12 protein-coding genes are annotated in these 16,056 nt (G+C 54.4%); 7 read left to right on the top strand and 5 right to left on the bottom strand.

Annotated elements, in window-relative coordinates; all coding sequences use genetic code 11:
* On the top strand, positions 1–993 hold the full coding sequence (locus XYCOK13_RS09290; protein WP_308443018.1) for an aldo/keto reductase: 993 nt from the start codon (positions 1–3) through the stop codon (positions 991–993).
* A gap of 51 nt (positions 994–1,044) precedes the next feature.
* Here XYCOK13_RS09290 and XYCOK13_RS09285 read toward each other — a convergent pair whose 3' ends face one another.
* The 3 genes from XYCOK13_RS09285 to XYCOK13_RS09275 form a co-directional block, all read right to left on the bottom strand.
* Positions 1,045–2,235 carry a DUF418 domain-containing protein gene (locus XYCOK13_RS09285; protein ID WP_213411863.1) on the bottom strand — a complete coding sequence of 397 codons (1,191 nt, stop codon included), beginning with the start codon at positions 2,233–2,235 and terminating at the stop codon, positions 1,045–1,047.
* A 125-nt stretch (positions 2,236–2,360) separates the two neighbouring features.
* Positions 2,361–2,951, bottom strand: coding sequence for a TetR/AcrR family transcriptional regulator (locus tag XYCOK13_RS09280; protein ID WP_213411862.1), 591 nt, complete (start codon positions 2,949–2,951; stop codon positions 2,361–2,363).
* 339 nt (positions 2,952–3,290) lie between these two features.
* Entirely contained in the window at positions 3,291–4,007 is a 717-nt protein-coding gene (locus XYCOK13_RS09275) for a stalk domain-containing protein (RefSeq protein ID WP_213411861.1), read from the bottom strand.
* Positions 4,008–4,148: 141 nt separating this feature from the next.
* Between XYCOK13_RS09275 and XYCOK13_RS09270 the strand changes: the two genes are divergently transcribed.
* The 4 genes from XYCOK13_RS09270 to XYCOK13_RS09255 all read left to right on the top strand — a co-directional run bounded on the left by XYCOK13_RS09270 (position 4,149) and on the right by XYCOK13_RS09255 (position 8,778).
* The gene (locus XYCOK13_RS09270) at positions 4,149–6,824 is read left to right on the top strand and encodes a winged helix-turn-helix domain-containing protein (protein WP_308443017.1); all 2,676 of its coding nucleotides are present in this window, start codon (positions 4,149–4,151) and stop codon (positions 6,822–6,824) included.
* Between the two features lie 114 nt (positions 6,825–6,938).
* Positions 6,939–7,850, top strand: coding sequence for an NAD(P)-dependent alcohol dehydrogenase (locus XYCOK13_RS09265; RefSeq protein WP_213411859.1), 912 nt, complete (start codon positions 6,939–6,941; stop codon positions 7,848–7,850).
* A 190-nt stretch (positions 7,851–8,040) separates the two neighbouring features.
* Positions 8,041–8,259, top strand: a complete 219-nt coding sequence (locus XYCOK13_RS09260; RefSeq protein WP_213411888.1) for a helix-turn-helix domain-containing protein — start codon at positions 8,041–8,043, stop codon at positions 8,257–8,259.
* A 96-nt stretch (positions 8,260–8,355) separates the two neighbouring features.
* Complete coding sequence (locus XYCOK13_RS09255; protein WP_213411858.1) at positions 8,356–8,778, top strand: VOC family protein; 423 nt, start codon at positions 8,356–8,358, stop codon at positions 8,776–8,778.
* Between the two features lie 93 nt (positions 8,779–8,871).
* Here the strand turns inward: XYCOK13_RS09255 and XYCOK13_RS09250 are convergent, their stop codons facing one another.
* Positions 8,872–9,081, bottom strand: coding sequence for an MmcQ/YjbR family DNA-binding protein (locus XYCOK13_RS09250; RefSeq protein WP_213411857.1), 210 nt, complete (start codon positions 9,079–9,081; stop codon positions 8,872–8,874).
* 201 nt (positions 9,082–9,282) lie between these two features.
* Between XYCOK13_RS09250 and XYCOK13_RS09245 the strand changes: the two genes are divergently transcribed.
* On the top strand, positions 9,283–10,284 hold the full coding sequence (locus XYCOK13_RS09245) for an SIR2 family protein (RefSeq protein ID WP_213411856.1): 1,002 nt from the start codon (positions 9,283–9,285) through the stop codon (positions 10,282–10,284).
* A gap of 13 nt (positions 10,285–10,297) precedes the next feature.
* The gene (locus XYCOK13_RS09240; protein WP_213411855.1) at positions 10,298–12,058 is read left to right on the top strand and encodes an ATP-binding protein; all 1,761 of its coding nucleotides are present in this window, start codon (positions 10,298–10,300) and stop codon (positions 12,056–12,058) included.
* A 191-nt stretch (positions 12,059–12,249) separates the two neighbouring features.
* Here XYCOK13_RS09240 and XYCOK13_RS09235 read toward each other — a convergent pair whose 3' ends face one another.
* Positions 12,250–15,852 (bottom strand): S-layer homology domain-containing protein, encoded by a 3,603-nt coding sequence (locus XYCOK13_RS09235; protein ID WP_213411854.1) that lies wholly within the window; start codon positions 15,850–15,852, stop codon positions 12,250–12,252.
* Positions 15,853–16,056 lie beyond the last annotated feature (204 nt).

Here is a 16,056-nt window from a genome sequence, read left to right as displayed (position 1 = left end):
ATGAAAATGAAAAGATTGGGGAATTCGGAAATAGAGGTCAGTCCGCTTGGATTTGGTTGCTGGGCAATCGGCGGACCATTCTGGTTAGACGGCATGCCGGACGGATGGGGGGAGGTCGATGATCGCGAGTCGGAACGCGCCATTGAGCGGGCTTTGGAACGGGGCATTCAATTTTTCGATACTGCGGATGTATATGGCACCGGGCATAGCGAGGAAATGATCGGCAAAGCGTTGCGCGGACGTAGGCATGAGGCGGTGATCGCCACCAAATTCGGCTTTACCTACGATGCTGATACCCGTAATGTATATTCGAGGACAGATATCTCCGCTTCATATATCCGTTCAGCCTGCGAAGCGTCGCTAAGGAGGCTGGGGACAGAATACATCGATTTGTATCAGCTCCATGCAGGCGATATTCCGTTCTCGCAGATCGATGCCGTCATCGACGCGCTGGAAAGGCTGAAGCAGCAAGGCTGGATTCGCGCATACGGCTGGAGCACAACGAATGCGGCGGCTGCGGAGATGTTCGCCAAGCGCTCGTCCTGTGTATCGATTCAGCACCCCTTCAACGTCTTAATTGGCAACTCGGATATGATCGATTTGTGTGAGCGGAACCAGCTGACCAGTATTAACAATGCTCCGCTGGCGATGGGGCTGCTGAGTGGAAAATTCCATATGGCCTCCCGTCTGCCGATAGACGATGTGCGCGGCAGCAAGCACGAATGGGTACTGTACTTCAAAGATGGCCGGCCCAAGGCCGAATATGTGGAGGCGCTGGATGCTGTCCGGGAAATTTTGACCTCCGGCAATCGAAGTTTGGTGCAGGGAGCGCTCGCCTGGATTTGGGGCAAACATGACTGCACGCTGCCGATACCCGGAATGAAGAGTGTGAAGCAAGTCGACGAAGCGGCGGAGGCGATAAGCGCAGGTCCGCTTACCCCGGAGCAGATCAAGGAAATTGATGAAATACTCCATAGCCGCTCCGTATCCTAGTTTAGGCTGCTTGCGCAATGCTGACGGTCTCATTAGATCGTCAAGAACAAACTAGCTCTTGCGATAAATCAGTTTTCTTAATAAAGCATCCGCGGGACCGCTCCAGCCCCGGCGCTCCAGCCATGCGGCTAAGCCTGCTGCAGATAGCCAGATCAGGATAGCGACAACGAAAGCTCCGGTACTGTTCAGCTTCCCCCCTATGCCGAGGGCGACCGGTGATAGCACAATGACCAGCATGGCTTCTTGATACAAATAAAAGGTGAGCGAGCGTTTGCCGACCGCAGCCAGCGTATTCGTCACTTTGGGTGCCGCTTGGCGGACGGAGATGGCTATGATCGCGATTAGCGCGGTGTATCCCAATCCGCCTGCCACGCCGGAAAAAATATGAAGAACGAGCAGCCAGCTGATTGCACCGGACTGCGGATGCCACAAATTCGCACCGACCAGCGCATAAGGGAGTGCTCCGAGCAGCGATATCCCAATGCCGCTGAATGCAATTCGCTTCAATTGCGGGCGGAGGCGATCAGGAAGTTCCAGCCATCGCTTGCGGGCTGACCAGATGCCGATGGCTATAATGAGCAGCATAGGATATAGCAGTATTTGAAACAGGAGTACGATAGGGAATGCTGTCGCATGCTCGGTTGCCAGCTGCACATACGTATGGGAGGCCGTCAAGCCAATCATGTTATCTACTCCTGTCATGATCGGATACATGATGAACCAGGCAAGCGGAATGAATATCAGATACAAGATCCCGATCAGGTACATGCTGCGCCGCTGTGCCCGCTCCGGCTTGAACAGCAGCCATCCGAGAATTAGACCGGATAGACCGTAAGTGGCAAGGATATCGGCGCCGCCTATGAGGACAAGATGGAGGAAGCCGAAGACGATCAGCAGCCATGACCGGCGTCGAAGCAATCGTCGAACTTTCGCCTCCGGCACTCCTTTATCCAACTGTCGAGTTACCATGACTGCCAACCCGTATCCGAACAGAACGGCAAACATCGGATAAGCGCGGTTGTCCACGAACAGCAGGCTGATCAGATTGACGAGGTCATCCAGCCTATTCTCGCCCAGCGGCCGAGTCAGCATAAAAGTCTCCGACATAAATAAATAGATAGGCGCATGCGCGAGCACAATCAGCAGCAGCATAAAGCCGCGCCCCAGGTCCGGGGCCAAGGCTCTCTCTTTCGTTGCCGTCGGGCGCGGACCTGATGGGGGGTTCGTTGCGTTACTTGGCATTGAAGTCAATCCCTTCTGTCTTGAATATTATTGACTGACTTAATCAGTCAATAATAATAGTAATCGAGGGCTGCGATTTCGTCAACAAAAAAAAGCTTCGGCAGCGAAGCTTTGTCTAGCAGTCTTTATTTCTGTATAACTCGGAGCAGCATGCGTATATTCCAATCCAAATCCTGTTGAAGCCATCCTACATCGTCAGCGATCAGTCCAGATAGTATCGTCAAATACAAGTTGGCCAGCTTGTCCGGGTCTTCGTCGATGACTTCGCCGCGCTCCTGCCCTTCAATCAATATGGGCACCAGCAGCCGGACATACTCCGCTGTGGTATGTTCAATCAGCCTCTGGGTCGCCTCATCTAAATTCGAATGGTTGATACAGCTTTGAATCACCCGAAAGATGACGTGATTGTCGGCGGTAAGGGCGGATCTGGTGAAATGCGCAATTTTGCCCAAGGGAGAATCCTTCGATGAGCGTACTTCCTCGATGAATACTTCGGCCCCGTTCATTGCCCATTGCAGGCTTGTTATCAGGACTTCCTCTTTGGACTTGAAATAATGGTACATGAGGCCATGGCTTAAACCGGCAGCCTTCGCAATCATGTTCATTTTCGTGCCTTCGATCCCGTACTCTGCAAAAACAGTCAAGGCGGCATTGAGTATTTGATCCTTGCGTTCTTCCCGAATCTGCTTGGCTTGCTCTTCTTTATATCGAGCCATCTTTCACTACCTCTGTTTTTTTATTAGTGTTGATGCTTCCTTGATAGTATATCACATCTTATGCAACAGTTCGGAAATGCTTTGATCATTTGCTCTTGACCTTCACGTTACTGTCAAGGTTTATGATGGTGTTGCAATACAAGAAAAACAAGTCAGGGATGGACAGGAGGAAGAGGTATGCAACTATCTGAAGACAAAGTTTCGGTGACAGTGCTGGGTTTGGGAAATATGGGGGTTGCTCTTGCTGATGCTTAGCGCATAGACCGAGTGAATGGCAAGGAGCTGTCCCTTGGTCATTTCTTGACCATGGAGACAGCTCCTATATGAAAGTATTTATTTTTACTCTACAAAAGCGTCAAAGATATAAGCATCGGCAGCAGTACCGCCGCTATTCGTGCCGTTAATGCCGAACGAGATTTCATGCCTGCCGTCCAATTGGTAGGTCTTTGTTACAATCGTGCCTTTGCTTACTTCGAAGCTGGCTACGATGTCTTTGGCATTTTCTCCGGAAATGATAACCTCAGCATCCCGTTCTGGGCTGTAAGCGGTCAAGGTGATTTTAGTGGCTCCGGAGACATCGAAATTTTCCATTCGCGTATAGTCGGAAGCGCTCATAGTGCCATTCCAGATGCTGTGGGAAATGCCGTTTTTGAACGTTTGCTGGCCTTCATCCGTGTTCACGACCAAGAGGGTCGGGTCATTGACCTTCATTTGATATTTGGTGCCTTTCAACTGCTGGTCGAACAAGTATTTCGGTCCGGACGATTCTTGCTCGCCCAGTTTTACTGTTAGCGAATCGGCATCCCAGGTCACAGGAAGACCTACTAATTGAGCTGTCGACCGCAACGGCAGGTATGTAGTTCCATTGATTACTACGGGGTATACCCTGTTGCCTCTGGCATCTGTAATCGTTTGCGGCAGACCGTCTACTTCGATGGTGAAATCTTGCCTTTCCGTTGCTGTCAATTGCTTGTGTACAGTGGCCGCCGTCACGCTTGCCGTTGTCAAAACCGTAAGTGCCAAGATAATGATGAGTACTCGCTTGCTGATGTTCATAGTCTCCTCCTAATATGTGCATAATTTGGCACTACAATTATAATTCTTGTTGGCAGGTTTTTCAAGTGCGAAGAAACAAAGAAACGAATGTCGTCATCTATCTTGACGGTAAACAACCGTGCTTATTATGATGAACGTATGATGATGTCAATTGTACGAACAAAACTGCATCCCCCGATGCCAAAAGCAGGAACGGTTGTCCGTCCCCGCCTTTTCGAACAGTTGAATGAAAGTTTGTCCCGCAAACTTACGGTGATCTCCGCCGCCGCCGGCTACGGGAAATCTACACTGGTTGGCGAATGGATCGCTGCATGCAAGCTGCCATTCGGTTGGCTGTCACTGGATGCTGGCGATAACGATCCTGACCGTTTGTTTGCACATCTCATTTGTGCATGGCAGGGTTTATCGCCTCATGCGAGAGAAAGCTTGTTGGCATGGCTCCAATCCCAGCAGTCGCCATCTCCTGATTATATCGTTGCCGCTATGCTCCATCACACTACTACCGTGTCGGATCCGTGCATTCTTGTATTGGACGATTATCATGTGATTGAGTCGGATTCGCTTCACAAGGCAATCGCCTTCTTCATCGAACGAATGCCCGCACACATGCATGTGGTGATCGTCACCCGTGAGGAGCCGCGCCTTCCGCTGGCCCGACTGCGCGTTCAGAAGCAACTGACCGAAATACGCGCGGCTGATTTGCGCTTTACCCCAGCTGAAGCGACTGCTTTTTTCGCTCAGCTGGATGGACTCACTCTGGGTGAGGATGATATCCTGCAGCTTCAATCACGCACAGAAGGATGGATAGCCGGCTTGCAATTGGCAGCGCTCTCCTTGCAAGGACAGGAAGATCCCTCGGAGTATATTCAATCCTTCACGGGCACGCATTCCTTCGTAGTCGACTACCTGCTGGAAGAAGTGCTGCAGCAGCAATCACATGCCATACAATCCTTTTTGATGCGCACCTCGATTTTGGATCGAATGTGCGGTTCGCTTTGCGATGCTTTGCTTGAAGCGGATGACGGGGAACAAGAGGCTCCTTCCTTATCCGGGCAAGAGACATTGGAACTTCTCGAGCGTGCGAACCTGTTCCTTATCCCTCTTGACCATGAGCGGCGCTGGTACCGTTATCACCATCTGTTCGCTGATTTGCTGAGACAGCGGCTGGGTCGTCGCCGTACCGGATCGGCAAGAGACCTAACCTGGCGCCCGGCTGAATTGCATATTAGGGCGAGCGAATGGTTCGAACAGCATGGCTTGGAATTAGAGGCGTTCCATCACGCTGCAACCGGCGGTGATCTTGAACGCGCTGCCCGCCTTCTGGAGGGGAAGGGCATGCCCCTGCTGTTTCGCGGCATGGTCTCACCCGTTCTCCGTTGGCTGGATTCGTTGACAGAGGCTGAGCTGGACGCAAGGCCCTCCTTGCGAGTTCTGTATGCTTCAGGCTTGCTGATGACGGGGCGCATGAGCGAGGCGGAACAGAAGCTGCATGGCTTAGATCCTGTGCTGCGGCTTGCCGAGAAAGAGGAAGGTGTTCGCGATTTGGCCGGACATGTCGCATCTGTTCGGGCTGCCATAGCCGTTAGCCGGCATCAAGCAGAGGAAATTGTCATCGAGGCCCAACGCGCTCTGGAATATTTGCATCCGGACAATCTACCGGTGCGAGCTGCTGCTTCCTGGGCGCTGGGATACGCCTATCAGCTGCAGGGAAATCGCGATTTGGCCAGACAGTATTACAGCGAAGCGCGAGAGAACAGCCAGAAGATCAGGCATGTCGCGATTGCGGTTATGGCAACGATTGGCGCAGGATATATCGAGGAATCGGGAAATCAGCTTGTCGCCGCTGCGGAAACCTATCGGCAAGCCTTGGAATGGGCGGGGAATCCGCCGATGCCGGCAGCATGCGATGCGCATTTGGGGCTGGCGCGCATTTCATATGAGTGGAACGATCTCGTCGAGGCCTGGCGGCATGGAAAGCTGGCAGCCGAATTGGCGCAGCATCTGGAACATACGGACAAGTTCATAGAAGCCGAACTATTTTTGGCGCGTTTGAGTCTGACGCAAGGGGAGACAAGCGAAGCCGAGGCGATTGTGACTAGAGCCAAACAATCGGCGCGGCTGCAAAGATATGACAGGCAGCTTCCGAACATTGCCGAACTGCAGGCAATGCTGCTGCTTCGCCGGGGAGATCGGGATGGAGCTGCCCGGCTGGCGCGAAGCCATAAGCTGCACATGTGCCTTGCCAGAGTTTGCCTGGCCCAAGGGGAACCGTTAGCGGCCCTGAAGGCGCTGGAGCCTTTGCGAGTGAAGGCTGAGCAGAGCGGTTCAATGGCTATCGGGCTTCAGACCATGGTTTTGCAGGCCCGCGCACAGTATGAGAGCGGCGAAAGGACGGCGGCCGTTCAAGCGCTGGCTGAAGCATTGAAAATTGCGGAGCCGGAGGGCTTTGTCAGGCTTTTTCTAGATGAAGGGAAGAGCATGACAGGGCTGCTGCGGGACTCAGTAGCGAACGGAAGCAGTTCGCACGCGTATGCGGCAAGGCTGCTGGCCGAGACGGAAGCGGAGGAGTGCAGGCGTGCCGCCGTATCGGGCCTTGCCTCAAAGCAGGCTGCGCATCCCCTCATCGAGCCCTTGAGCCCGCGCGAGCTGGAAGTGCTGCGCCTCATTGCGCAAGGCTGCTCCAACCGGGAAATTGGCGAGCGGCTCTTCCTTGCGCTCAGCACAGTCAAGGGATATAACCGGAATATCTTCGACAAGCTGCAGGTGTCGCGGCGGACGGAAGCCGTTGCCCGTGCGCGCGAATGGGGCGTTCTTTGAATCTTTACCGTTAACGAAAACTAAGGATTCAGGCATAAACCATACTAAAGTAGCTACCGTGTCCTGTACCGCAACCGCTATAGTAACAGCATCATGCGTTTTAGGAGGAAGCCTATGAATGCAGTTCTATGCACGCAATACGGTCCGCCCGAAGTACTGAAGCTGCAAAAGGTCAGGAAACCGGAGCCCCGTGACAATGAGGTGCTGATCAGGATTCGCGCGACAACCGTTACAGCCGGGGACATCCGGATTCGCGCGTTTCGGAGCCCGGCTTTGATGTGGCTGCCCATGCGCCTTGTGCTAGGCATAACAAAGCCGAGGAAGCCCATTTTGGGAGTAGAATTGTCGGGAGAGATCGAAGCGATTGGCAGCAAGGTAACGAGATTCAAAGCAGGCGATCAGGTTTTCGCCATGACCGGGATGAAATTCGGCGCTCATGCAGAGTACCTGGCTTTGCCTGAGAAGGGTCTCATTGCGATAAAACCGGAGCAAGTATCCTTCGAAACAGCCGCTTCCGTCCTTTATGGGGGAACGACAGCCCTCCATTTTTTGCGAAAAGGAAACATACGAAGCGGGCAAAAGGTGATGGTTTATGGAGCTTCGGGTACGGTTGGAACCTTGACAGTGCAGCTTGCCAAGTATTTCGGAGCGGAAGTGACAGGTGTTTGCAGCACAGGCAATTTGGAAATGGTAAAGGCTCTGGGAGCGGATAAGGTCATCGATTACACGAAGGAGAATTTTACCGAAACCGGAGAGCGCTACGACATGATCTTTGACGCCGTTGGCAAAACCACGAAAGCGCATTGTGAGAAGGCTCTGGCTGCGGGCGGGGCATTTGTAACCGTGGGCGGAATGGAGGTTGCCCGGGAGCTTATGGAAGATGTCTTGCTGCTGCAGAAGCTTCTGGCTGAAGGGAAGATCAAGTCGGTCATAGACAGAACCTATACGCTGGAACAAATGGTTGAAGCACACAGATACGTAGAGAACGGACGCAAAAAGGGCAGTGTTGTTATCCAAGTCCTTTGAATCGTGACTGTGCGTGGGGGATCAGCTGCCGTGTTGGGCTAGAAGCACTCTTCGGAGTGCTTTTTTCATTGTGAAGAACGAAGGCAAATAGGTCCACTCCGGAAGCGGCGCAATTCTTATAAAACATGCTGTAATTTCGCCGCATTTGCGTTAATCTGATAAGGAGAGGCAACATTGAAGAAGTGCCTCGCTGCTACGGAAGCGCAGAGCGTTTCTGCAGGAGTGCGGCGTCCGCCCGAAGGAATTGCTGGACATTGTCCGCTTTCAAGGCGCGCTTAGGGAACTGTACCAGCAAGCTTCGCCATCGTTCGCGGACATCGCCATCCAATACGGCTATTATGACCAATCGCATCTGATCCAGCACTTCAAGCGTTACTACGGCATGTCTCCGGGACAGATCTGCTGGTAAGGGCGGGGCTTGTGTCCGATTTTTCCAATCCTGATAGGCTGTTGTATGCGACTATGAAAATGAAACTTCATGAATCCAGCGAGGAGGCAGCAATTGATGAAACCGCGCATTTCTGTATTGACATTAGGCGTAGCGGATTTGGAGAGGTCTCTGCGTTTTTATCGGGATGGATTGGGATGGCCGACTGAGGGGATTATTGGCCGGGAATTTGAGCATGGGGCTGTCGCTTTTTTCGATTTGCAGGCAGGGGTGAAACTGGCCATTTGGAACCGCCGCGATCTGGCGCATGAAGCGAAGGTTCCGCTCGGGTCTCCAAGCTCCACGGAAATGACGATTGGCCATAATGTAGGGAGCAAGGAAGAAGTCGATCAAATTATGGCGCTGGCGGAGAAAGCCGGTGCCGTCATTCCGGACCCGGCGCATGATACGTTCTGGGGCGGATACTCCGGCCATTTCCTGGACCCAGACGGACATTTGTGGGAAGTGGTGTGGAATCCGGCGTGGGAGTTTGAAGTGTAAGAAGGAGAAGCTGTCCATGGGACTTGGTGGTCCCGGACAGCTTCTTTTGTATCGAGCGCGTTATCGCTCTTATGTCTTGCTATCACCTTTTGCTCAATGCCGCTTGCTTTTTTTGGTCAAAGACTGATAGACAAGCAGGTATGCGCTGGTAATCAGCTGCTCGACAAGATCGGACGGGACTTCCCCGGTCTGATAATAGTAAATGGAGATCCAGTGCCGCTTGTTCAAGTAATAGCCCGGCCGAATGCTGGCATATTGCTGCCGCAGATGCTCCGCCTCCATTTTCTTGGAAAAAACGGACACGCCCTACGCATTTTCTTGCAGCTGTATGCCCTGCCCATCCCAAGATCCGCGAACTGTTCCAAGCAGCTTTAACACAGGGGGGGATTTCGAAATGTTGTCCACTCCTTCATCCGCAACCTATGAAACTGCTTGGCATTTTGAGTATAGATGTGAAAGTCGGTGTATAAAATAGATTACTAGAAAGGAGGGATTGTTCTGCCCATGCCCCAGCCTATGTCTGTAACCAGTTTGAAGCTCATTCAAAAATGTCTGTCCTTGGTGCCGGTCATTGTTCTGGGGAGCGGGGCTTCGGCTGCGTACGGGTTTGCCGGAATGCCTCAGCTGGCCGATCATCTTGTCAACCATGTTGTGCCGGACCCCAAGGAGCAGGACCGTTGGCTTGCGTTCCGTACGGCGATCGCATCAGGACTGGACCTGGAGAATGCGCTGCATCAAGTGGATCTTTCCAGCATGCTTGAACAGCAAGTCGTACAAGCGACCCGGCAGCTGCTTCTGCAGCAGGATATCTCTCTCATGCGTCGGATGCAGCGCGGCGAACTTGCATTGCCGCTCGGAGTGCTGCTGCAATTTCTGAGCAGAACAGCGAAGCAGAAAATCAAGATCGTTACGACCAACTATGACAGATTGGCCGAGTATGCGGCTGATCAAGTACGGCTGCGGTTGGATAACGGATATTGCGGGCAATATGAAAAGCACTTTCAAGGATTCTCACGATTCCACGCCCCACAGATCGAACTGATGAAGGTGCATGGCTCACTCGACTGGTTCAGGTCAGGAGACGGTGCGCCTGTCAGCTTGCCGGATCATGCAGCCGATGCATGCGGCATGAGTCCGCTGATGGTTACGCCCGGTGTCCGGAAATATGAGCTCACGCATCAGGAACCGTTCCGCAGCATGATTGCCAAAGCGGACGAGGCATTCGCGAACGCCAGCGCGATATTATGCGTGGGCTATGGCTTCCATGACAACCATATTCACTTGAAGCTGGTGGAACGCATGCGGCAGGGGAAGACCCCGATCCTCATCGCAACGAAGCGGCTGTCCGATTCTGCGCTGCAATTTATCCGGAGTGCGCCGACTTCTGCCGTACTAGGTTTGGAGGAGTATGACCAGGGGACGCGGATCGTCTATCTGAACAGCGAGGAAATCGTGGAAGGGGCTTCCCTCTGGTCATTGGATGCGTTGATTCAACTCGTATTATGAAAGGAGGGAGATGATGAGCATTTTCCAGTATGCGGACGAAGAAGGACTGGGCAAGGTGGCTGCCGTGGATACCACCCATGTCACGTTAGGGGTGGATAATGTGCAGGTGCTGCGTAACATGCAGGTGAATCGGCTTGTGGCGCTGCGAAGCAGCAGAGCCGGACAGCATTATATCGGCATTATACAGAAGATTATCAGACGATTTATGGAGCAGAGGGAGCAGGAAGCATGCATGGCCGAAGAGATGTCAGAGGCTGATGAGTGCCGGGAAATCAACACCGTTCGCATCGCGCTGATCGGGACATTCTATGATCGATACTTGGAACAATCGAATGTATTCCGAAGATCGTTGGAATCGGTCCCTGAAATCGAAGCGGTCTGCTTTCCGATCGAAGGCGAACAGCTGTCCCGCTTTATGCGGGCCATTTCCTGCCAATCTGGCGAGCATCTCCATTCGTTGTGTCTCGGGCACTATGCGCTGGATGAGGAGGCGCCGGCATTTCTTGATGCGAACAAGCTTTTTCAAAGGCATGCAGTGATCGTGGGAAGCACGGGCAGCGGAAAGTCATGGGCGACAGCGCGCTTGGTCGAGCAAATTGCCCAATTGCCTAACGCGAATGCGCTGCTGTTCGATCTTCATGGCGAATACCAGTCTTTAACGGGGGAGGGCATCCAGCATTACAAGATTGCCGGACCGCATGAAGCTGTCCATGGGGGCGGCGTGAACGAGGGGATCTTGCATTTGCCTTACTGGTTGCTGAGCTACGAGGATTTGATTCACTTGCTCGTTGATCGAAGCGATCAGCATGCGCCTAACCAAGCGATGCTTCTGTCGCGAATGGTTGTTGATGCCAAGCGCGCCTACTTGGAGCGGGCACAGGCCGGCGATCTGCTTGCCAACTTCACGATTGACAGCCCAGTTCCCTACGATTTGGCTGAAGTGCTGGATGCCTTAGGACGACTGAATGCCGAACTGGTCCCGGGCGCCAGAGGAGAACGGCAAGGGGATTACTACGGAAGACTGAGCAAGCTTATCGCGAGATTGGAGAACAAGCGGACGGATCGCCGGCTGGCCTTCATGCTGAATCCGCCAGCTGAGGTCCACAATCTTGCGTGGCTGGAAACATTGGCAGAGGCCTTGCTCTGCGGAAAGGAACACCAGCCCCTGCACAGAGGCGGTGTGAAGGTAATTGATTTATCCGAAGTGCCGTCGGATATGCTGCCGCTCGTCGTGGGGCGGATAGCCAGTCTTGTCTTCACCATCCAGCAGTGGACAGACAAGGCGAACAGGCATCCTGTCGCCCTGCTTTGCGAGGAGGCGCATCTGTATCTTCCCCATCCTGTCAGAGAGGCAGGAGTTGAACAAGCTGCTCCCAGATACTTCGGGCGCATTGCGAAGGAGGGCAGAAAATACGGCGTAGGTCTGGTCATCATCAGCCAACGTCCGTCCGAGGTTCATCCCGCGATATTGAGCCAATGCAACAACTTTATCACGCTGCGGCTGTCGAATGCTGCGGACCAGCAGGTGATCCATAGATTGCTGCCCGAGAGCTTGGGAGGCTTTGCCGCATGGTTGCCGATGCTGGACGCGGGAGAAGCGCTCGTTGTGGGAGATGCCAGCTTGCTGCCGAGCCGAATCCGCATTGCCGAGCCGAAGCAGAAGCCGAACAGCAGGACATTCAACTTCTGGGAGGAGTGGAGCAGCTGCGGCAAGCATAACGGGATTCGGCAAGCCGTTCATGCCTGGCGAATGCAGAGCCAGGCGGGGGAATAAAGGTGTTTTACTGGATACCAAACCTGCACATGTGCATCTTTTCCTCCAACCGTTCGTGCTTCGCCTGAGGAGTATAGATTTTCCAGACGCCGGCAAGGCCAGAAGCCTGCTCTTGCTACGACCACCACGAAAATGGCCATAACAAACAGCTGCCCCCCAAGTTTGCGAAAACCTGTGAGGCAGCTTTCCTATTAGTCGATAAATTGCAGGTGTTGGAGCATTCCCTTCAACAAGACGGCGCATTGCGCGCGCGTGGCATAGGTCTTGGGAGCGAAGCTGTCATCGTCCATCCCTCGCACAATGCCAATCTCCAGCAGCTGTGCGGTTGGTCCCGCCGCCCAAGCCGCTATGTCCGCCTGGTCGCCGAACCGTTCGAGGGAATCAAGGTTGCCTTCCGGCAGCTCGCCGCCGGCAAAGCGCATCGCCCGGGACAGCATGGCGGCCATCTGCTCGCGGGTGACCGGTTCATGCGGGCGGAAGGAGTTGTCTTCGTAACCGTAAATCAACCCGGCCTCTCTCGCCGCCTCCAGCGCCCCGGCATACCAGGCCTCAGGCTGGACATCCGTATAAGAAGCAGCTGGCGTTCTTTCGGCCAATCCGAGTGAACGGACGACCATGGCGGCCCATTCAGCCCTAGTCACCTGTTGGTTCGGCGCAAAGGCATAGCGGTCTGTACCGGATAGGATCAGCTTGTGGGCAAGCAGCTCAATGTCTGGCTGCGCCCAGTGCCCTTCTATGTCAGCGAAGCTTTGGGACGACTGGACGACTGTGTACAAGCTGTTATGCGGCGCAAAGAACGTTGCTTTGGCAGTGCCACCAGCCGCCATAAAGGTGGATGGGACAAAGCGCAGCTGATGATCCGCATCTACCCAAACGACAGTGGATGTGTCCGGATTGGCCGGGGAACGGAGCGTAATGGTTCGCTCTGCATAGATATCCCCGAACGAGGAAAGCTCTTGATCGTCCACATGGATTGTGAATGCTACCGGGGTGGCGAGCATGCGCAATCCCAGTTCGGTTAGCGTATTGTCCAGCTCGCTGCTGCCGACATCGGATGCGAGGGCAATAGCGATCGTGATGGCGGCTTCTTCCGAAGCGTCCTTCCACAGCTGAAGCGGAAGCAGATAGCTGGCGCCATTGACACGAATGTGCAGCGCGGCATCAGGTTGCCTGCTGTAGACGGCCTGCATGGCTGCCGCCGGCACCTCAACCTTGACGATCGGGTCTGTATGATCCACATCGATCACTGCAGTTGGAGTGTCCTGGAACATGGCGCTTGCCAAGTCCGCGTCGATCACCAAGCGAATGATCGAACGGCCATCGCTGTCCTCCTCGCGAACGAGGGTGATGGCCGCTTCCTGGCCATTAATGCGAATGCCCGACTGGGACGTTGGCTCCGAGCCGGAACCCGCACCGCTTGACTGGCCTCCAGAGCTTGCGGCAGTCAAGGAAATGCGGCCCAGATCGACCGTTGTCCCGGCAAGGACATCGACAGTGATGCTTGCCGTCCTATATCGGGTTGTCGAGATCGTGACTGTCTGCCTGCCTTCAGCTACGTTCAACAGCGTAAAGCTGCCGCCGCTGTCAGTAGTTGCGCTGTGACCATTCAATGTCACGACAGCGCCAGGCAGTGGAAGGTTCCCTCTCCCATACACGGCCCCCGTAACTGTGCCGCCCGCGGGAGACGGGATCTCTACGTCCGCTGTCAATCTAATCTTCCCGACATCCGTCACTTCGCCCGCTGTAATCTGGACTTCCACTTCCTCCCTTACATAACCGGCTGCCGACAAGGCAATCGTCTGGCTGCCTTCGCCGACGCCCGTCAGTGTAAAGCTTCCAAGACTGTCCGTCGTTGTGCTGTTGTCATTCACGGAGACCAACGCACCCGCGAGCGGCACATCGCCGCTTCCATATACGGCTCCCGTGACCGTGCCGGTCGCAGGCGGAGGAAGCTGGACGGTCACGACCGCGCTGGCCGTATGCGCGCCATCCTCGGTCGTGACCGTGATAACAGCCGTCCCGGCCGAGACAGGCGTCACCACGCCAGCAGAATCAACCGCCGCAACATCCGGCCGGTCGGAGCTCCATGCAACGGCTTGGTTGGTTGCGTCCGCAGGCTCGACGGTCACTGACAGCATCTGTGGGACCTGCCCTTCGACAAGCGTCAGCGTCGGAGGAGCAAGGCTGACGCCCGTAACGGAGATGGACAGCCGCAGCCGAATATGGGCTTCCTCCAGCTGCACACTGTGCCAGGCTTGAATCCGCTCGTCTTCATTCAGCTCATACATAGTCAAATACTGTCCGATGCTAACACCCGGTATGTCATCGCCAATGACATAGGCTGCGGCTTCCTCCGGCACAAGCTCGCCCAGCAGCGGCTGTGCCGGAGCGGTATCGCTGAGCGTGTAGGCGAACGTATGGCTATCGTGCCCGGCTTGCGCTGTAACCTTCGTGGCATGAAGCGCATGGCCAGGTTCGATGTGGTAGTCGGCGATCTCGGGCGCTTCTTCGTCTACTGCAAGCGTCAGCGTGCTGCTGGCGCTGGCGCCGCCCGCATCGGTTGCCGTGAAGGCAATCGTGTAAGTGCCTGCCTCCTCGGGCACGCCGTGCAGCAATCCGGAAGCATCGAGGCTCAGCCCGTCCGGCAGTGAGCCAGAGCTCCAGGTCAATCCGCCGCCCGCACCGTCAAATCCGGCGAGAGCGTAAGTGTAAGGCGCATCCTTGAGCGCATGCGGCAATTCGGCTGTAATCAGGTGCGGTCGCAAATAAGGGTAGCCGTTGTTCACCGCTGGATGGATCGCCCAATCCGCGGTGAAGTTGAAGCCGTTGTACGTCGCTTGTCCTTTCATTTCTTCGGTCGTCTGGCCGAACACTCCGCCGCTGCCGTCCACAAGACCGGCAGACTGCCCGGTCGTTTGCGTATCGTAGTAGGAATTGTGAACAGAGGCCATGGAGAACAAAGACACAATCAACCCGCTGAATCGGGCATTGGCATTCTCAGTTTGCGAATCATCCACTGCTCCGACAGCATACGCATTCACTACGCTCGCATTATTGACGAAGGGGATGAAAGCGGCTGAAAACAGGTAATAGCTGCTGTTTCTAATTTTATTGGTAACCGTCCCTGTTGCATAAGAATCACTCAGCGCGCCGTTCGCCACTTCTCCAGCCAGTCCGCCTACAAAGATATTCGAAGAGACGGCGCTGGTGACGGACGCGGAGGAAAATGCGTACCTCACCGTGGCATTGTTCGCCGAGCCCACCAATCCCCCCGTAGTCGAGGCGCTGTAGCTATGCCCTTCGCCTCCGCCTTCCACGCTGCCCATGGAGTAACACCGCTCGATGCTGCCGTCCTGTTGATATCCAGCCAGACCTCCAGTGAAGGCGCCGCCCTTTACCTGTACCGACACCCCCAGGTTGCGGATGGTTCCGGACGATACACCAAAGAAGCCAACAAATTCGAGATTGTCAGCGTTAATGGCGATCCCCGAAATCAGATGGCCATTGCCTTCGAAAGTGCCCGTGTAATTGTCATAGCTGTTGCCCCCGAAGGGCGTCCATTCGTACCCAGTCAGATCAATTGGATTCAGGATGGCAATGTTCTTGTCGAGATACATCTCTTGATGCTCATTGATATGTATCAGATGCTGCGCAGTGGAAACCTGCACCCATCCGTCCGATTCGGGCGGTATGACATTGGGCTCTGCAAGTGCAGCTGGCGCAATCATGGCCAAAGGTGCAACCATGACGAGAATGAGCAACAAGCATAATAGTTTTGAACCGCGTCGTCGCATGTAGGCGTATCCTCCAATATATGCTTTGTATTTTTAATCAGGTACTAGTAGTATAAGTGCGCAGGCGGCGGCATGGTAGTCTTTTTTTCGCGCTTCACCTGCATCGTTTCACACTGCAGCCTATTTCATCGCTTACGTCTTTTATTCAACAGCAATGGGCTGTCCCGGAAGTCTAGAATGGACGGAAAAGACAGTTTGTTTTTT

The sequence above is a fragment of the Xylanibacillus composti genome (assembly GCF_018403685.1).
GTDB classification, from domain to species: domain Bacteria; phylum Bacillota; class Bacilli; order Paenibacillales; family K13; genus Xylanibacillus; species Xylanibacillus composti.
This window is presented reverse-complemented; position numbering and strand designations above follow the sequence as displayed.